15 protein-coding genes and 1 pseudogene are annotated in these 19,171 nt (G+C 55.0%); 6 read left to right on the forward strand and 10 right to left on the reverse strand.

Features of this window, described 5'->3' with window-relative positions; genetic code table 11:
• Positions 1-724 precede the first annotated feature (724 nt).
• Positions 725-1,408, reverse strand: coding sequence for a YoaK family protein (locus J4P41_RS13705; RefSeq protein WP_426067602.1), 684 nt, complete (start codon positions 1,406-1,408; stop codon positions 725-727).
• A gap of 222 nt (positions 1,409-1,630) precedes the next feature.
• Here J4P41_RS13705 and J4P41_RS13710 point away from each other — a divergent pair, with 222 nt between their 5' ends.
• Positions 1,631-2,938: a chloride channel protein gene (locus J4P41_RS13710; protein ID WP_426067578.1), complete on the forward strand. Its 1,308-nt coding sequence runs from the start codon at positions 1,631-1,633 to the stop codon at positions 2,936-2,938.
• Here the strand turns inward: J4P41_RS13710 and J4P41_RS13715 are convergent.
• The gene (locus J4P41_RS13715; RefSeq protein ID WP_426067603.1) at positions 2,927-4,195 is read right to left on the reverse strand and encodes a cation:proton antiporter; all 1,269 of its coding nucleotides are present in this window, start codon (positions 4,193-4,195) and stop codon (positions 2,927-2,929) included. The genes J4P41_RS13710 and J4P41_RS13715 overlap by 12 nt on opposite strands.
• A gap of 352 nt (positions 4,196-4,547) precedes the next feature.
• Between J4P41_RS13715 and J4P41_RS13720 the strand changes: the two genes are divergently transcribed.
• A complete protein-coding gene (locus J4P41_RS13720) occupies positions 4,548-5,381 on the forward strand; it encodes a hypothetical protein (protein WP_426067580.1) in 834 nt (277 codons plus the stop codon).
• Positions 5,382-5,572: 191 nt separating this feature from the next.
• The gene (locus J4P41_RS13725) at positions 5,573-6,403 is read left to right on the forward strand and encodes a hypothetical protein (protein ID WP_426067581.1); all 831 of its coding nucleotides are present in this window, start codon (positions 5,573-5,575) and stop codon (positions 6,401-6,403) included.
• Between the two features lie 326 nt (positions 6,404-6,729).
• On the opposite strand, the gene J4P41_RS13730 is transcribed toward J4P41_RS13725, so the two are convergent.
• The 4 genes from J4P41_RS13730 to J4P41_RS13745 all read right to left on the reverse strand — a co-directional run bounded on the left by J4P41_RS13730 (position 6,730) and on the right by J4P41_RS13745 (position 12,700).
• Entirely contained in the window at positions 6,730-9,870 is a 3,141-nt protein-coding gene (locus J4P41_RS13730) for an error-prone DNA polymerase (protein ID WP_426067582.1), read from the reverse strand.
• Between the two features lie 226 nt (positions 9,871-10,096).
• Positions 10,097-11,626, reverse strand: a complete 1,530-nt coding sequence (locus J4P41_RS13735) for a Y-family DNA polymerase (protein WP_426067583.1) — start codon at positions 11,624-11,626, stop codon at positions 10,097-10,099.
• Positions 11,517-12,302 (reverse strand): ImuA family protein, encoded by a 786-nt coding sequence (locus J4P41_RS13740; RefSeq protein WP_426067584.1) that lies wholly within the window; start codon positions 12,300-12,302, stop codon positions 11,517-11,519. The genes J4P41_RS13735 and J4P41_RS13740 overlap by 110 nt, the downstream gene beginning before the upstream one ends.
• Before the next feature lie 122 nt (positions 12,303-12,424).
• Positions 12,425-12,700: a hypothetical protein gene (locus J4P41_RS13745; protein WP_426067585.1), complete on the reverse strand. Its 276-nt coding sequence runs from the start codon at positions 12,698-12,700 to the stop codon at positions 12,425-12,427.
• Between the two features lie 394 nt (positions 12,701-13,094).
• On the opposite strand from J4P41_RS13745, the gene J4P41_RS13750 reads away from it, so the two are divergent.
• On the forward strand, positions 13,095-13,673 hold the full coding sequence (locus J4P41_RS13750) for an SOS response-associated peptidase (protein ID WP_426067586.1): 579 nt from the start codon (positions 13,095-13,097) through the stop codon (positions 13,671-13,673).
• A gap of 13 nt (positions 13,674-13,686) precedes the next feature.
• On the opposite strand, the gene J4P41_RS13755 is transcribed toward J4P41_RS13750, so the two are convergent.
• Both J4P41_RS13755 and J4P41_RS13760 read right to left on the reverse strand, forming a co-directional pair.
• On the reverse strand, positions 13,687-14,754 hold the full coding sequence (locus J4P41_RS13755) for a hypothetical protein (protein ID WP_426067587.1): 1,068 nt from the start codon (positions 14,752-14,754) through the stop codon (positions 13,687-13,689).
• 32 nt (positions 14,755-14,786) lie between these two features.
• Positions 14,787-15,191 (reverse strand): glyoxalase superfamily protein, encoded by a 405-nt coding sequence (locus J4P41_RS13760; protein ID WP_426067588.1) that lies wholly within the window; start codon positions 15,189-15,191, stop codon positions 14,787-14,789.
• Between the two features lie 497 nt (positions 15,192-15,688).
• Here J4P41_RS13760 and J4P41_RS13765 point away from each other — a divergent pair, with 497 nt between their 5' ends.
• Complete coding sequence (locus J4P41_RS13765; protein WP_426067589.1) at positions 15,689-16,888, forward strand: Fic family protein; 1,200 nt, start codon at positions 15,689-15,691, stop codon at positions 16,886-16,888.
• A 162-nt stretch (positions 16,889-17,050) separates the two neighbouring features.
• Here the strand turns inward: J4P41_RS13765 and J4P41_RS13770 are convergent, their stop codons facing one another.
• Together J4P41_RS13770 and J4P41_RS13775 are read right to left on the reverse strand one after the other, a co-directional pair.
• On the reverse strand, positions 17,051-17,197 hold the full coding sequence (locus J4P41_RS13770; protein WP_426067590.1) for a hypothetical protein: 147 nt from the start codon (positions 17,195-17,197) through the stop codon (positions 17,051-17,053).
• Positions 17,198-17,259: 62 nt separating this feature from the next.
• Positions 17,260-18,014 (reverse strand): annotated as a pseudogene (locus J4P41_RS13775) (IS5 family transposase); the annotation flags it as partial.
• 166 nt (positions 18,015-18,180) lie between these two features.
• Between J4P41_RS13775 and J4P41_RS13780 the strand changes: the two are divergent.
• Positions 18,181-19,140 (forward strand): IS481 family transposase, encoded by a 960-nt coding sequence (locus J4P41_RS13780; protein ID WP_426067591.1) that lies wholly within the window; start codon positions 18,181-18,183, stop codon positions 19,138-19,140.
• Positions 19,141-19,171: the final 31 nt, after the last annotated feature.

A 19,171-nucleotide genomic window follows, 5' to 3' on the forward strand; every position in this document is an offset into this window, starting at 1 on the left:
ACCGGCGATGGACCGTGATCTGCTCAAAACGCAGAGCGAAAGTCACCCCGGAAACCCTCAATCAAAGCGCCAAAAAACTAAAATCATCAGACAAGCGCATCAACAAACAGTTCTTCGATCCCTCCAAGTGTTTCTGCTCCAGCCTGCGAAAGACCACTTAGTAAAAGGAGAGAAAAACTCAGATAATATATCGACAGAGGCATTTTCACGAATATGGGTCTCTCGAAGATGCAAGATCTTTCCAAAATTCATACACACGAAATGGCTTCTTTATTTTTCAAAGAATGTTTCAATATTAATAATTTTTTTATAAATTTGATTGGGCTTTATGCTCGCGCATAGACCACATCTGGGATATTATAATAGAATAAGTATTTCCCAATATGGAAATCTATCTATCCCAGATGCAAGGGGAGGTTTTTGACATGACTGTCCAAGAACTCGGTGCTCTCTATGAAATACACGGACCCGAGGTCCAATATGACGCACGTGTGCAGGGATATCACGTGACACTTCCCATGAAGATTATTTTTGCACCCAAATCGAATTCATACCTTCTCCAGAGAGCTGACTCTGATTATTATTTTTCTGCCAGCGAAATTGTTGACATGAAGAAATTATAATTGCGTCGTTTTCTACGAGGGCCTCTTGCAAACGTAACTGTACAAGAGGGTTTAAAGCATCAGAGGCCAGATTGTTCTGTGATATTCAACTTTGGCTCTTTTCAGTCCTCGTAACGCCCGTCACGCTCTGTTCTCCAGACGTCCCAGTAAAGCAGAGCCAGAAATGGCAGGGGCCAGAGAAACGGAAAACTGCCGTGCATTGCCAGCCCGAGTGCTGCCATCACTGCCCCCACAAAAAAAGACAAGAAGGACAGCCCCGGCAGGAGAATACTTCCGGAGAGCGGATTACCCACTCGGGATGGTGCCAGTTTTGCCGCCACCCAGGTTGCAATGCCAGATGCGGCTTTCAGAAGATTGGTTGTAATGACAATCGTCGGCATTGATGTGCCGGAAAATTTCGCAATGGTTTCTCCCTGTACAGCCAGCAGAGTTGGAAGAATCAGGAACTCACCCCAGTATCGGTATGGAGATGAATGAGCCGCCTGTGCCAGCACCATCAGGATCGTCATGAACACAATGCCGTAAGCCGGAAGCCAGAGAAGGCGCGCCAGGCTGGTCAGAATCGCACTGGCAAAGAAAATCGCCAGCGCACCGACAAGCAGGAAACCATGGGCCCAATTTCCCTGTACGAATGAGGCGCCCATATGCGTGGTGTTTCCAGTCATCGCACCTGCAAAGACACCTCCCAGGTCCACGAAGCTCAGAGCATCTACATATCCTGCGACAAGGCCCAGGATGAAAATGCGGCGCGCGGAGACAGCAATTGGCATGAGGGAAGGCGACATCATGAATTCCGATATTTGACCCGGTTCAGATAAATCTGGCACGACATTCTTATTCTAGTTTTCCAGTCGTCGTCATGAGGGCCGAGGAAACGGCTTGTACTGCTATGGACGTTTTCTGTGTCTGATATGCCTTCTGCTCCTGTGAAACCATCTGTTCATCACAAGGACAGGATCCACCATCTCAGACGAACAGCGCGCGCCAGGACAACACGTTGGCGCAGGATGAGTCTTTACTGGATCGGCGCTGTCCTTGTGGGTCTGACTGCCGTTTTATTCGCCCGGCTGGGTGATCAGTGCGCCGACCTGCGGACGCGCTTCGTGACATGGCATCCCTGGGCCATGCTTGTTCTCGCGCCCGCGGGCTTTGCCTTTATTACCTGGATGACACGAACGCTTTTCAAAGGGGCACAGGGGTCTGGAATTCCCCAGACGATCGCCACCCTTCACATGGGAAACTACACCGTTGTTGACCGTATTCTCACGCTGCGGATTGCTGCCGGGAAAATCATTCTGACCTGCCTTGGCCTTGTCTGCGGTGCATCCATCGGACGTGAAGGTCCCAGCGTGCAGATCGGAGCCTCAATCATGCATGGCTTTTCCAGACTGCTTGGGCAGTCCAATATCGCGTCCAAGCGCAGCATGATTCTGGCGGGAGGCGCTGCTGGAATGGCAGCGGCTTTCAACACGCCGCTGGCTGGCATTGTCTTTGCTATTGAGGAGCTTTCGCACTCTTTCGAGCAGAAAGCCTCCGGCCGCACATTGACGATCGTTGTGATCTCAGGTGTCACCGCTATTACCCTCATGGGAAATTATACCTATTTTGGCCATGCCGACGTCAACATCCCGGTTGGAACGGCATGGATCGCCGTTCTCGTTTGCGGCATCGTCGGAGGGCTGGCTGGGGGAAGCTTTGCCGCACTCGTCATCAGGGCGTCCAGAGGCTTACCTGGCTCTGTCGGCCGACTGGCTAAACAGCGTCCGATCATGTTCTCAGCATTGTGCGGCCTGCTGACCGCCGTGATCGGCCTGATCTCCAAAGGCAACACTTACGGAACGGGCTATGTGCAGGCTCAAGCAATTTTTGCAGGGACAGACCACTACCCCGCCTCGTTCTTTATCCTGAAGTATCTCTCCATGTTGGTCTCGTACTGTTCGGGAATTCCAGGCGGAATGTTCGCACCCTCTCTTGCAATCGGAGCGGGCATCGGCGGATGGATCGAACAGTTTCTTCCGCATACGACCCCCGGTGCAGTCGTGCTGTTGGGGACGGTCGCCTATTTCTGTGGTGTTGCTCAATCGCCGTTAACAGCAACGATTATCGTCATGGAAATCTGCGATAACCAGCAGGTGACGCTTGCACTTCTGGCCACAGCTTTTCTGGCGTTTGGTGTCTCCCGGATTGTCTGCCCTCAGCCTCTCTATACCGCCTTGGCCGACAGATTTCTGGAAACGATAGACAAACCCTCGTCACAACCAGAGCACATGCCTACGAAACAGGACTCTGCCCCTGAGGAGAAGTTACCGATCTGAGCTTAAGACGCGGGTTGAGGGGAACAGTCTTCGGACGACCCATTCCATCGTGAGTCCTTGTGCGATAATCGTGAATACCACCACGCCGTAACAAACCGGCAACAGCAATTCGCGTAAGTCTCCGGCTGGCAGTCCAAGCGCCAGAGAGACCGAGATGCCTCCACGGAGGCCACCCCATGTCAGGATACCCAAGACGCGGCCCCGCTCCCATTGCCTGAGGTGGGTTGGGAGCGTTGAAAAGAGCACACTCAAGGCGCGCACAGCAATGGACAGCGGGATAATGGTAAGCGTCGCCAGAGCTACAAACACATGCGGCTTGATCTCAAGGATTTCAAAGCCGATCAGCATGAACAGCATGACGTTCAGCACCTCGTCAATGAGGGTCCACGCAACGTCGAGATCCTTGCGGGACGCTTCGTCGAAAATGGAATGGCTATAGCCTGTCCCGAAGCAGAGACCGGCCACCACGACGGCAATCGCTCCGGACATTCCGAGCTGGTTGGCGATGCTGAAGGTTCCAGTGGCCAGGGCCAGCGATGTCAGCAGGTCAATATGCGGATCCCGCTGCCCTTTAAGCACTCGCAAAGCAATCCACCCGGTCAATGCGCCCAACAGACCACCACCGATTGCCTCCCGACAGAAACTCAGCACAATCTCGGAGGCGGTCACTTCGTGACTTCCTCCGGTTGCCAGCCCGATCGTGACACCGAAAATGACAACACCCACGCCATCGTTGAACAGACTTTCACCTGCAAAAACAGCCTGAAGCGGTCCCGGCAGACCCAGACGTTTTAGCATTCCCACGACTGAAACAGGATCCGTAGGCGCGAGAATGGCACCGAGCACAATGCACCATGTAAAGGGAACCGCGTGTCCCAGCAGAGGAAAAACGGACCACGCTGCGACCGCAAGAAACGCGACGGCCAGAATGGTTCCCAGAATGGAGAGGGCTGTCACAGACATCAGCTTTTCCCTCAGATGTCCGACATTGACCTGCATGGCACCGGCAAACAGGAGAAGCGACAACGCGCCATTCAGAAGTGCCGCAGGGAGATTGATGGCTCCAAGCACTGATCGTGGAAAAGCCTGAAGGTCGCAGGCCGGAAGCAGCGGATTCAGGATCATGACCACAAGCGACGTCAGCAACGAGAAAATCAGAACACCAATCGTGACCGGAATACGCAGTGTGTGATGATTGAGAATGCTGAAGCCTGCCGAGAGGGTCAGGAGTAGAGCAAGAAGGCTGATGGTATCCATGCCGCCACCGCTGGACACTTCCGGGCCTGACGTCAAGGGAAACCGGTAATGTCCGCTTACGCCTTCATGTCCGACTTTCCATGCATCAATTTTCTTTCCGCAAAGCAGACGGCTTACGACGCACAGATTTATCCGTTTTAATGGCCAATATGCCTACCTGACTGATGCGGGCAAAGGCACAGTGACTTTCTTTGATATGGAAATAAGCTATGCACGCCGTGATACTGCAGAAGGGCGTCTCTTAAGTATATAGATTTAACTTAAAGAGACGTAATGATTAAATTGACAAGAAGGGAGACATACGTCTCTCATCATTTGGTAGACAGAAACCGCATTGTTAAGGGCTAAAAGAGTGTCCCCACAACAACTTACCGATCAGCTTGAAAAGCACTTCAACCTGCTTCAGGATAATATGAGCCTCTGCATTAAATACTTTGCGATGTGGGAAATAGCGTGGCGCGACGAATCTTTGGCAGAAAAGCTAAATGATTCCTCGGCAGGGGCTGGATTTGTTACGTTACGTTCGATGGCATCCGATTCTCTCTTGAGTGCGGTCGTTCGAATGTTCGAGCCCGATACAAAAGCAAAACAGTCAGCCAGCCTTTCTTTCTGCGTGAGTAATCTCCTAAACGATGCTGTTTTCGATCTTTTTATTGATCCGCATTTACAGATCGGCCGAACAGACTCTCCTGAATACCTAGAGTTTATGAGTGCGCTCACTGATACCTCACCTGAAGAGCTTAAAGCCCAGTCAGATCAGGGGGTAGAACGAAGAAAAAAAGAAGAATTCGATCCACTTAAGGAGCGTCTTCAGAGCTTATTTAATATTTTGAGGAGCAAAGATACATATGATATGGTGCAACGACTGCATCACACACGCAATAAAATGGTTGCACATGCGGATCTTGACCGCGGTTTCAATATAGATAAGGCGACACAGGGGGATCTCAAACATGCATTCTTTCTTGCATGGGAGATCATGACCATTATGCGGGGTATAATTACTACGGATTACGAGGATAAAAGAGCGATATTTAGCGCTTATGGAACCGCGTATTGCCTATTCGCCGACATCAAAAAAGAAGATAGTCAGGTAAAAGCTGACGCACATTCATTCGCGAAAATTAAATCAGAGGAATTCGCAATTACCCTTAAAAGCTTCTTGAAAACAGGAGAATTCGAGTAAACTGCATCATTTTCCTGTATTCTTTACAGCAATATGAAAGCTGTTAGGGATAAGAGTTGAGCGCGTGTCATCAGTCAATTCCGATGATAGCGAAGACGATTTGTACTGCTGAGAAGAATGCTGATCTCAGTTTGTCATTGCGTGTCGCTACATCTCTGATATAATTGTTGTTAATTTTAGGTATATTATAAATGAAAATTGGTAAATGTCGATTTTGTGGGAATAGACGTAAATTAATAGGTGCGCACATTATCCCTCATGCAATATTCAAGAGTATTCGTGGTCAAGATGGTCCTTTAAAATTATATACCACGTGGGAAGAAACGCCTTCTGAGAAATCAAAGGGATTTGTAGATCATAATCTTACCTGTGGAGAATGTGATAATAGTTTTTCGAGTTATGAGAATTATCTTGTTAACTACATTAAATCTCAATATAATACTAATGGAGAGAGATTTGGAAATACGACTGCATTAATTGATAAAAACTATAATTACAAAGAATTTAAATTGGCTATTCTTGCAACACTTTGGCGCGCACACGAAACAAACGACGAACATTTTGCAAATGTTCAGTTAACCGGGGCTAGCGCCAATAAAATCAAAACCATGTTGCAAAATGGTGACCCTGGGACGGAGGCGGATTTCCCGATATACGTGGGAAGGATAAAAAGCGATGAATATAATGATAAATTACCACTTCTTGTCTTGGATCCAGTTTCGGTTGGTGAATGCAATCATGAGTTCTTGATGCTTGGATGGAGATTTATTATATGTCAAAACAATAAAGACTATGGACCTCATGCTTGTCTAAGTGAAAACCAATTAATAGCCATTGACTACAGCCTGGAAGGCTCTCAAGAGGAAGAAGATATACTGAAAATATTAAAAATGGATCCAAAAAAAATTGACAAGGAAATTACAAAAAATAGAAAAATACCAATTTATGTAATTATTTTATTCATTATTATATTTATTTGGGCCTTATTTATTAAGAGTAATATTATTAAGTTAAAGCATTAATAATTGTATATTAAAAAATAATATATAAATTACTCTATATTTGGATTAACCTGAATTAAGAGGGGTGTCATCCGAAGGGAAATTTTCTGACACTTATGCGAAAATGACTTATATTCAAAGTGTAATCTCTGAAATATTATGAGTGTCGTGTGAGGCATCACATCTTTCGGTTGGGCGACGGTCCGCTTTTACGACTTTTCGCCCGTAAAGCGACATACCGTTGTCCCCCCATAGCTGATTACAGGCGCGGCTCTTCCCACAACCTTATTGGTTCAACACCAATGTCTTCCTTCATAAAAACAAAACGGTCGAGGCAGTGTTCTTCCTTATCGAAAGTCTCGTGCCTTCAGCAGCTTCGATCCCTGAAGCAATGGCGTGCGGTCTTCCAGACTGAGCACAACGACATGGATCACCTCGCCTTCTTTCTGAAGCCTGCCCTTACAGGCCAGAAGACGGGAGGCGAGAAGAGGAAGTCGGTATTTCTCCTGTACATCCTTCCAGACAATCAGATTGGCCGTGCCCGTTTCGTCCTCGATGGTCACGAACATTGTGCCGTTCGCCGTGCCTGGCCGCTGCCGCATCAGCACAAGACCCGTAAGCTGGATCCGGCGCCCATCCCGTAGATAAGGAAGATCCCCGCAACGAACGATCCCTTCTTTTCGCAGTCCCTCCCTCAGAAACGCGACGGGATGCCCGTTCAGACTGAGTCCGGTCGCCCGATAATCTTCATGCACCCAGGATCGCTCTGACATTTGCGGCAGAACAATTTCCGGCTCGACCACTTCCGGCAGCGGAAAGTTCCGCCCTCGATCCGCCGCTTCGAACAACGGCAGCGCCGTGTCCGCTAACCCCTTGATCGACCAGAGCGCAGTACGGCGCATCTGCCCGAACACTCGAAACGCATCCGCTTCCGCGAGACATTCCAGGGCCGAGACCGGCACATCCGCACGCCGCCAGACGTCATCAATACTCTCATAATCCGGCATTCGGGCCGCGATCAGGGCCGCCCCGTGTCCGTTCGCCAGCTCGCGCACCATCCTGAACCCCAGCCGGACCGCCGCGTACCGTCCGTTTCGGCCGCGCTCCAGGGTGCAATCCCATCGTGAAGCATTGATACAGATCGGCCGGACCTCGACGCCATGGCGTTGTGCGTCCTGAACAATCTGCGAGGGCGCATAAAACCCCATGGGCTGACTGTTCAGCAGGGCGGCACAGAACACATCCGGATGATGACATTTCATCCAGGCCGAGGCGTAAGCAATCAGGGCAAACGAGGCGGCATGGCTTTCGGGGAAGCCGTAGCTGCCAAACCCTTCGAGCTGGCTGAACGTCTGTTCGGCAAACCCCTGCTCATACCCGTTGGCCAGCATCCCGTTCACCAGCTTGTCGCGGAACGGCGAGACCCCGCCTGTCGCTTTGAACGTCGCCATCGCACGGCGGAGCTGGTCCGCCTCGCCTGGCGTAAAGGCCGCGCAATGGATGGCCACCTGCATTGCCTGTTCCTGGAACAGCGGCACGCCCAAAGTTTTCCCAAGGATTCCGCGCAGGGTCTCGGACGGATAGGTGACAGGCTCCAGTTTCTCTCTCCTGCGGAGATAGGGATGAACCATATCTCCTTGGATTGGCCCGGGCCGGACAATCGCGACCTGTATCACCAGATCATAGAAAGTCCTGGGCTTCATGCGCGGCAGCATCGACATCTGCGCCCGGCTTTCAATCTGGAATGTCCCGAGCGTGTCGGCTTTCTGGATCATGCGATAGGTCTGCGGATCCTCGGCCGGGATCGAAGCCAGGTCTATGCGGGTCTGGTACACAGTGTGCAGCAGCTCGAACCCTCGCCGCAGACAGCCGAGCATTCCGAGACCCAGAACGTCCACCTTCATGAAGCGCAGCACGTCAATATCGTCCTTGTCCCAGACAATAATCTGACGTCCGTCCATGGCGGTCGGCAGCAGGGGAACAAGTTCGTCCAGCCGATCCTCGGTCAGCACAAATCCGCCCGGATGCGTGCCAAGCTGGCGCGGGAAGCCGAGAAGCTGACGGGCGAGATGAAACGTCAGGCTGAGGCGTCTGTCTTTCAGGTTCAGGCCAAGGTCGGCAGCGCGCGCCTTGCACAGGTCCGGATCCGGCAGGGACGAGGCAATATGTTTGGAAAGCTGGCCGGTCAGATCCTCTGGCAGCCCGAGCACCTTGCCGACCTCGCGCAACGCCCCTTTGGGCTGATAGCGCTGCACGGTGGCACACAGCGCCGCGCGGTGACGGCCGTAATGCCGGTAGATCCACTGGATCACTTCCTCTCGGCGGTCGCTTTCGAAATCGACGTCGATGTCGGGTGGTTCCTGCCGTTCGGCCGAGATGAAGCGCTCGAACAGAAGACCCGAGCGAACCGGATCAATACTCGTGATGCCCAAAGCATGGCAGACGGCCGAGTTCGCAGCAGATCCGCGCCCCTGACAGACAATCCCGAGTGAGCGGGCATGACGCACGATCGTATTCACAGTCAGGAAATATGGCGCGTAGGACAGAGAGCCGATCAGTCTCAGTTCGTGGGCGATCTGCGCCTCGACTTCTGGGGGCACCCCGGCCGGATAGCGACGCGGCAGTGCGGCCTGGACCAAACGTGTCAGGGTGTCCTGCGCACTTTCGCCTGTGCGCTCGGTTTCGGTCGGATACTGATAGGTGAGATCATCCAGACTGAAGGCGCAGGCCTCGGCAATCCGCCGCGTGTTAACCAGAGCATCCGGAAAGGCGGCGAACAAGCGTGCCTGTTCTTCAGGGGCTTTCAGATGGCGATCGGCGTGGACGTGACGGCGGTTGCCAAGAGCATCGACGGTGCAGCCTTCCCGGATGGCTGTGACCACATCCTGAAGAACGTGCCGGCGCGCATCGTGATAAAGAACGTCTCCCGTCACAACGCAGGCCAGACCTTGTGCCGCACTGAACGCCGCGAGTGCGTGAAGCCGCGCGAGATCTCCCGGCTGCCGGAGCATCGACAGCGCGAGAAACCGGATCTCTTCTTCGCCTGCCCTGTGTCCTGGCAGATCCATCAGGCTCTGAACGTGCCCGGAAAGCGCTGCCAGATCCTCGGGCGGTAACAGGATCAGGAGGAGGTCTGGTGCCGCTGCTACGAGATCCTCCCAGCCCAGAAGAAACACGTCCCGCTCGCCTCGGTGATGACCAAGCGTCAGGAGCTGGCAGAGGCCTGCCCAACCCGCGCGATTGCGGGGGTAGGCCAGGAGCGCGCTGCCATCACGTAGAGCCAGACGGCATCCGGGCAAAAGGCGCAGACCGGCCTCGCGCGCTGCCAGATGGGCGCGGATCACTCCGGCTACAGTGTTCCAGTCGGTCAGAGCGATCGTGTCATAGCCCAGGGCTTTCGCCTGAAACATCAGTTCATCCGGCTGACTGCCCGAGCGCAGGAACGAAAACGAGGACGTCACCTGCAATTCGACGTAAGGCGTGCTCATGGCCTAGCGGCGGTGGGGATGGGGGTGCCGGCTGCTATCAGGCGCTTTGCTGGTGGGCGCGCGCATGACCACGAAGCCGGAGCGTTCGAGATAAGCGACCAGACGCTCGGCTACGAGACGCGCCATCAGCTCGGCGGCGTCATGCGTCCGTCATAGCACAACGCGTGCATCAGGACTTCGGCCACGTCCGAAGTGCTGGCCGGGATCAGGTCAGCGCGGGGCTCCATCAGAATATTCCCTGAAGAAACCACGCGCCCGACCCAGACCAGTCATGGGCTCCGTCGCCTTTGCGAAACAGCCACAGGCGCAGGCCGGTCGTGGTCTCGACCTGCCAGTAGTCGCGGATCGCGCCGTAACTTTCGGACGTCTGCCACCACTCGCCAAGCAGACGTTCGGGGCCATCGGCCGCCGCAATGCGATGCGTCTGTCGCTTGAGGATGAACTGGCGGGGCGCACCGTCCGGAAGCAGGGCAGTCACCTGCACCCGGACGGGCAGATCGAACAGAATGTTCGGCCGCGCCCAGAGCATCTGGCTCGCGAAAGGGGGTTTTGCCATGTTGCCTGGAGAAACGCGAGACTGTCCGTCCTCTGGCCAGGCGGAAAACCGGGGCGCAAACTGATAGACGGCTGCAACACCAGGACGGTTGATCAGCCGGTCGATGAGGGTCGCGGGCACCGTGTCGACCTGACGATCTTCTGGGTCTGAAAGTACCGGGCGAGCGGGGCCGGCCTCTATCGGCTCGCTGGCGCTGATCGTGAGGGTGACAGCCTCAATGCCAAAACCGGGTTCAATCCGGGAAATCTGATCTTTGAGGAGGCGCAGGATGCGCGTCTTGTCTGAGGTCCGATCGGACGTGCCCACACGGATGGCCTGGACCGTGCTGTCCACACGGACACAGAGAAAATCGATCTGCCGTGCGCCTTCACCGCGACGGGACAGCAGGACGCAGGCTTTCGGCACGAGAGCTTCAATGACGGTCGCAATCGCCTCGGCTGTGCCGATAGGCTCGACAAGCGAGCGCGACAGGGAGATCCGGTCCCGCACCTGAACCACGCTCAGCGGTCTTGCCTGAAAGCCAACGGCTTCATCCAGACAGGTGAGAAGCTCCGCGCCGAACCGCTTGGCCAGAGGCGCGCGGGGAAGGGCTGCAAGCGCACCAATGGTTGTCAGTCCCAGACGATTGAGACGGGATGCTGTCTCCGGGGCAATCGGCAGAGCCGAGCAGGATAGTTTGTCCAAAGCCTGTTTCTGCTGACCAGGCGGAATGACGCAGGCGCCGTCGAGGCGCGAGCGTGCCAGCGCGCGCGAGGCCGCCGCGCTGTCGCTCAGGACCAGAGAACAGGTATGACCTTTCTCGGAAAGGCGCGTCCGGACAAGAGACAGCATGGCCTCTTCACCACCATAAAGATGGGCACAGCCAGTTGTGTCACTGTACAGGCCATCCGGCGCATCGAGAGCGGGCAGGGGCGACAGCCACAGTAGCCAGCTACAGAGCTCCAGGAGAGCCGCATCATCGGCGTCAGTGTCCTGCTCAACGCACAGGAGGTCCGGCAGGACACTCCTTGCCTGGGCAAGCGGTTGGCCGGGTCTCAGGCCCGCTGCCAGCGCCACCGGATTGACGGCCGTGAGCGTCTGGCGGTTGTGCTCAGGCGCGTGCACGACAAGCGGGCGATCGGGGGGGTAATGATCCTGCTGGCAGAGCTGAAGGCGCTCGGTGTGCCAGAAAGGAAGCCACAGGGCGAGGAAGCGGCGCATGGTCAGGACAGTCGAGGAGCCAGTGAGCAGGACGTCCTCCACGCACCCGCAGCAGCGAGACGGAAAGACGGCGGGGGCCGGGAAGCGGCAGAACCAGTCCCGGCAAACAGAGAGGGGCTGAAGGATGAGAGGTGATCTGCCAGCGTGTGGCGCAGGCACAGGGATCTTTTCCGGAGGAGCGGGAGGTGCTGACAGGGCGCAGGAAGAAGCCAGTATTTCCACTGCTTTCGGCGGCCAGATTCAGGCGACGCACTTCTGTCAGGGAGGGGATATGCGGACCAGCTATCACGACAAGGGCTCGCTCGGGACCGCGCAGGATATCCTCGGCCACAGCCAGAACACTGGCGTCATCGCTCTCAACGCAGATCAGGTGTCGGAGCGAGATCCCGGTCTGGTGCAGTCCCCAGGCATGGAGCTGAGGGGGGACCGTACCCAGCCAGAAAACAGGCTGGCCACTGCGCGCGAGCAGAGGCAGAAGCAGGGCGAGGCTGGAACCAATTTCAAGCGGATCGGGCACCAGAATGTCATGCAGGCTGGCGGTTTTGAGGCCGCCGCCCAGATGGTTATCGACCGGCTGCAGGCCTGTTGGCAGCACCCGGAAAATAGAGTGAGGCAGGCTCCGACGCTCGAGGCATCGGACCTGCTCGCGCAGACGCGCCAGCGCGTTCGAAGTCATGACTGTTCTCCTTGATAAGAACATAAAGAGAACAAACGAGCGCGGGACGCAAGTTAATTTTTAAGACGGATCCCTGCGGAAGACAGCGTTATCACTCCGCCCAGCAGGCTCAAAAGAGCTGTTTATCTGCCCATTTTGAGCGTTGTCAGGGCCTCCTTTGCGGTCGTCACTTCGCCGATAAGGGCGACCTCGTTTGATTCTGTCTGCTCGGCCAGCAGATGCGGAAGGTTGTGCACAGCGTCGGCAGCGGCCTCAATGGCCGAGAGTACACGTTGATGCTCAGGGGAGAGCGTTTCGCTGGATCCAAGCACGCTCTGAGCTTCGGAACGGATGTTCAGAAGAGCCCGGGACAGAAGGTGAAAGGCTTCGGAACGTGCGGTGCTTGTCGGTGTGGTCATGGTCGTCTCCTTTAGCGCGCCTCAGTTGCTGAGCCGCTTCAAGGAGCACTTTACCGATGACCTATGTGAGTGCGGCATGAGGCTAAAGGCTGCCGAGTGCAAAAGACCAAATCGAACTAACCGTATTCAGCCAGCAACGGGGCATAGGAATAATTAGCCAGACAGGCGGTTCCTAACCGTGGATTTGTGGACAGCCGCCTGAAGGCGGTCACTCACGCCCCGGAGACAGCTCTGGCGAGCTGACCACAGGGCGTGGCTCTGCCCACAAGTCCACCGCACAAACAACAACAGCTTTTATTCCTTCTGAAAAGGAAACACAGGCGGACCGATCGGTGTTTTTCTTCTGAGAGCCAATTCCGAATAGGACACCCTGCTTCAGAGCAAGAAAGCGATCATGTGTAATCTGTATGCCCAGACGTCCTCACAGGACGAGATCCGCGCCATTGCGGAGATACTCAATGACCACACGGGCAACCTGCCGCTCATGCCGGACATCTATCCGGACTACGCGGCGCCAATTGTGCGCAACGGGCAGAACGGACGGGAGATGGTTCTGGCCCGGTGGGGCATGCCATCTCCGGCGTTTGCCCTCAAAGGGCGCAAGGTCGACCGGGGAGTGACGAACATCCGCAATACGGCATCTCCGCACTGGCGACGTTGGCTGGGCCTTTCTCATCGCTGCGTCGTGCCATTTACGGCTTTCTCGGAACAGGCGCGACAGGATGACGGTTCGTTTCATCCGGTATGGTTTGCAGCTGATGCCACGAAGCCGCTCCGCTTCTTTGCTGGGATCTGGACGTCCTGGACCTCGGTGCGCAAGCTCAAGGAAGGCGAGGTCGCGCCCTACCATCCCAAAGCCATGCCCGTCATTCTGGAAGACCGGGAAGAGATCGAGACTTGGCTGACGGCCCCCACACTGGACGCCCTGAAACTGCAGAGACCGTTGCAAGAGTCATCCCTTCAGGTTCTTTGAACAGATGACAGGTCTAACTGGCCATCTTTCCCTTGAGGCGGGCGATTAGCCGGGAACTTCGCATCATGGCTTCATCTGCCTGATTCATGGCAGAAGCCAGATCCTCATAGTCGAACTGAACCGGATCCAATCGGGTTGGAGGCGGGAGCTGTGCACTCTCTTCCGCCAGCACAGACTGTGCCGTGAAAGAATCATTCTTACGCGGACGCCCGCGTTTTCGGCCAGGCACGGGTCGGTTGGGTGGTGTCACAACATCGCGAAGGGGGGTCAGTCCGGCAAGGCTGAACAGGCGATGAGCGGCCCGATGGGTGACTTCCACAACAATGCCTCGGTCCTGGAACACGCTGAGAAGCTGTAGCGCGCTTTTCAGCGACATGCCGAGACGATCCGCCAGCATGGACGCGGACATGAGCGGCTGGATCGCCAGCACATTGATCGCCTGGGGTGCGCGCGAATGCCGACGTTGCGCGCCGCATCTCTCAAGCGCCTGCCTCCTGGCTCGCTCCAGCTGACGGAGGAGATCGTGCGCCTCGCGGACTTCGGCCAGAAGAGCATCAAGCCACCAGCACAGCCAGGACTCAATTTCCCAAGGGGTTCCTGGCGTGAGTGACTCAATGCCTGTCAGGATCAAAGGCGTCCGGAGAATATCATGGGAATGCCAGTACCGCCCTAACGCTGCACAGAAGGGAGCACGGTGACGCCCGGACGCCAGCCAACGATGAAAAGCACTGCCTGCATCGAGGATCGGTCCCCAGCCTGACGACTGATCGTTCAGGAACGCTTCAGCTTCGGCAATGGCATTTGTCTGCATCTCATCCGGGTGAGCATGCCAACGCCAGAGCGTAAAGGCATGAGAGGCAGCATCCACGGACGTGCCGCGCTCGAAACTGTCCTGCCCGACCACTTTCGGAGCAAGACCATGCAGTTCAGCGACGAGATACCAGGGATCAATCATCCAGCCATCGACAGCGCAGTGACGCTGGATGGCAGCCAGGCGTTGTCGGAACACAACAGCAGGCGTCACTGACGCCCCTCTCAGCGCCTGGTCCAGACGTCCCAGTTCGAGACTGAGGCGGGTCAATCTTTCAGCGAACGGAGGAGCAGCCACTTAATCTACGAGGCGTCGCTCTTGGAAACGTCCGCAGCATAAGAGTTCCATACGGGCTCCAGATACTCGATAAGCTCTTTCGGCAGGGGAATGGAATGAGTGGTCTTAATCAGCCGGTCGCCTATCGGCTCGATCTGATCCATGGAAAATGGAGGAGCATCCTCTACCTCTCCGACGAAAACCGGCTCGACCAGTGTCCACTTCAGGCCGGAAGTAGTCGTGCCCGTCTTTTCGGTGTTTGCACGCTGGAGTTCCACGGGCACTGACTTGGAGAGGCTGGCCTTCAGGGCCGCAAACGTCCGGAACCCGTGCTGTTTGGAGAGGCGTTCGAGAGCTTGCGTGTAAGACAATGCGCCAGACTGGCTTTCCTGTCGGGCCTGTCTTTTGAGTACTTCAAGAGAAATCGTCATCTGAAATCCTCGACCGGAAAACTGAGTCACAGGGCCTAATTTGCGTCACACTCCGAACGGGACGTTATGACAATGCGTCTGAGAGACTTTTCCGTTGTTTCACAGGCCGGAAGGCGCGCTATGTCTCTCGCCTTTAGCAGGATAATTAGCATCTTTCATCTAGACTGAACAGGATTACAATCGGTTGATTTGATCGTTAATTGGACGTGCGAACCCTTGTTCCCAGGGCGTAGATAAGCTGCTCACTAGACTTTCACGCGGTACGACATTTTAGTCCAACCAGTGTCCCAACAAGGGGGGATTAGCTCTCTGAGTCAGTCAGGGCCACAACGCCCTAGTTGCGTAGCAGTCGTCTGTCTATCGTCAGGACAAAATGTTGATTGCATCCATATCCGCGAACCTTTCACACAGCCCCGAAAAGAGAAAATTATTGAAATCTTTCTTTAATAACCTTTAATAAGATTGTCTTTTCAAGTTCTCTGATAAAGGTTTGGGGCATGAAGCGAACTGAACTATCCGGTGGTGTCCGTGAGCGTCTGGTGCGTCTTCCAGCCCCTTATGAGCATCACTACGGGGTGCTTCCTCTCCCTCTTCCGGAGGAAGGAATTCCTCTTGAAGAAATCACAGCGGTGCATTCCGAAGCCCAGCTGGCATTGGGACAGGCTGATGAGATTGCACGCTCTCTTCCAGACCCTTATCAGATCAGTCGTATTCTCAGCCGCCGTGAAGCTGTCAGCAGTTCGGCGATGGAAGGAACCCATAGCACCCTGGATGAACTTCTTATTGCTGACGAAGATGACGATCAGGGGGGGCAGGTGGTTCGACAGGTTCGGGATTACGCGCTGGCTCTGGAGCGGTTCGTGCCATCGGCTCTTATTGCGGGCCGTCAAATCTTTCAGGTCGATCTGATCCAGAACCTGCATCGGAGTGTACTCGGCCATGATGCGTCCTACCGGGATACTCCGGGAGACTTCCGACAGGAGGTCGTATGGATCGGCGGCAATGGGCATATTGCCTATTCCGTCTATAATCCTCCACCGCCGGCTGAAGTCCCTCATTTTCTGAAAGATACCCTGGATTACATGCGGGAAGATGGGATGCAGATGATGACCCAATCCTTGATTACCCGGATGGCGTTAGCCCACGCTCATTTTGAGGCTGTTCATCCGTTCCGAGACGGGAATGGTCGCGTGGGCCGGCTCATGCTGCCCTTGATGATGGCAGCTGAGAAACAAGTTCCGCTCTATCTTTCACCGTATATAGAGTTCCACAAACAGGCTTATTATGCAGCACTCAAACAAGCACAGCAGAAACTAAACTGGCTTCCTCTGATCGGCTTTGTATCGAATGCCATTGTTCAAACGGTTCAGGAGTTACGCATCACCCGTGGAGCGCTCAGAACCCTGCATGCTGCATGGTTGACCCGTCGTTCATTTCGAAAGGGATCAGCAGCGCTACGAGCGCTTGATATCCTTACGGATTATCCGGTTCTAACGGCGCCACGGCTGGGAGCTTTGCTGTCGATTACGCCACCCGCTGCTCACACGGCAATTGGCCAGCTTTGCCAGGTGGGGATCCTAAGAGAACGAACTGGCTACGCCCGCAATCGGATTTACGTTGCAGACGACGTGCTTGGCATCCTGAACCGACCCTTTGCGGAAGATCCTATCGTTCCAGGCACGGGTACCCAACTTTAATGCTGTTTCTTTGATTGTGGTCGGCGAGAAAACGAGACGCTTGTATTTTGACTTCTGGGCGCTAAAAGCTATGTCGCATAATATTTGTTATGCCAACTATAATGCATTTGCATGCTGGAGTTCATAACCAATCGGTTTGATGAAGCCTCTTAAAAATTTCGGTCATGCCTTTGGCCAGGCGTTCATTCCAAACCGCGCAATTTCCATCAGCCGCTCCTGTGATGCTCCGTCACGAGCTTGGACGGCCATGCCGCGTAGGAGGGATCCGTAGAACGCTGCTAGAGCCTCAATATCGGTACCTGTCGGCAAATCTCCTACCTCCACCCTGTTGCAGGCATGCAGCCATAGCGCCTTCTGCCTGTGTCCGCTGACTAGGTTTCGTGGACAAAGGGTATCCACTGGAGGACTGACACTAGATTGACAAAGCCGAGGTAAGATTCCTTGGTTTTGTCGTATCGGGTTGCGATGCGCCGCCAGTTCTTGAGCTTGTTGAACAGACGCTCGACGAGGTTGCGCCAGCGGTATTTTTCGCGGTCGTGCACGATAGGCTCGCGCCGGTTGCTCTTGGCGGGGATGACCGCTTCGACGTCGGCTTTCGTCAGTTCCTCACGGATGGCGTCGGCGTCATAGCCCTTGTCGGCCAGCAACGCCTCAATCTTGTCTGCGATCATGCGGAACAGCGGACCGAAGCCCTGGATGTCGTGGGTCTGCCCTGGTGTCAGGACAAATCCGAGCGGGCGGCCTTTGGCATCGCATCGGGCGTGGAGTTTGGTGCTGAAGCCACCGCGCGATCGGCCAAGCGCCTCGGTCTCCTGATCCCCTTTTTTATGCCGACGGCACAATGATGTGCCCGGACCACGGTGCTGTCGATCATGTCGGCGGTGGCGTCGCGCTCCACCATTTCAGCCAGCGTTTCCAGCATCGCGTCGAACACGCCAGTTGTAACCCAGCGCCGATAGCGGCGGAACACGCTGTTCCACTTGCCGTATTCGTCTGGCAGGTGTCGCCACTGCGAGCCTGTCCGCGCAATCCACATCATGCCTTCGAAATAGAGGCGGTTATCCTGCGCCGGCCGGCAACCTCGACCATGTTCAGACGGCAGAAGTGCACCGATGATCGCCCACTCGTCGTCCGCCAGTCCAATCCGCTCGCCCAACGCGGCCTCCAAAAGACAGCCTCGAATCAAGGCATGGGTCCACTGTCAACCTTTGTCCACGAAACCTAGCCAAAAGATCGTGTTTAGTCCCGGGATTTGATGGGGTATTATTTTCACGCGAGTGGAAGGAAGCCTTATGGGACAGATACGTCATGGCAGCGCCACGACCACGCACGCCGTGCGAGCAGCAATACGGCGATCGCAGGCTTCGCTCGCGACGCTGAGCGAGGAGTTCGGAATCAACCCGAAAACAGTTGCAAAATGGCGAAAGCGTCAAACGGTTGAGGATCAGAAGACAGGTCCTAAAGAGCCGCGCTCAACGGTCCTGTCCGAGACGGACGAAGCGATGATTGTGGCGTTTCGCCGGCATACTTTACTGCCGCTGGATGACTGTCTTTATGCCCTGCAGGCCAGCATCCCTCATCTGACACGCTCGGCTCTGCATCGCTGCCTTCAGCGCCACGGGATATCCCGGTTGCCGGACATCGAAGGAGACAAGCCCAGACGCCAGCGCTTCAAACGCTATCCGATCGGGTTCTTTCATCTCGACACAGCGGAAGTACAGACTGCTGAGGGCAAGCTGCACCTCTTCGTTGCTATCGACCGGACAAGCAAATTCGCTGTCACACAACTCGTCGGGAAAGCTGATCGGAAGACAGCCTGGGAATTCCTCGAACATCTCCTGAGTATGATCCCTTACCGGATCCACACCATTCTGACCGATAACGGCATCCAGTTCGCTGATCAGCCCCGTAACCGCAATACGGCCTGGTCTCGCCCCATGCGCTTCGACATGATCTGCGAAGCCCACGGGATCGAACATCGTCTGACGAAACCCAATCATCCCTGGACGAACGGTCAGGTCGAGCGGATGAACCGGACAATCAAGGAAGCAACCGTCAAACGCTTCCATTACGACAGTCATGAGCAGTTGAGGACACACCTCAATGACTGTATGGCAGCCTATAATTTCGGGCGAAGACTCAAGACCCTAAACGGCCTTACCCCTTACGAATACGTCTGCAAAATCTGGACTTCAGAGCCAGAAAGATTCATCATCAATCCAACCCATCAAATCCCGGGACTAAACACCTAATATAATTATTGGAGAACGGGGTGTCCCGGAC

It is taken from the genome of Gluconobacter sp. NFX36 (assembly GCF_049887835.1).
GTDB lineage: Bacteria > Pseudomonadota > Alphaproteobacteria > Acetobacterales > Acetobacteraceae > Gluconobacter > Gluconobacter japonicus_A.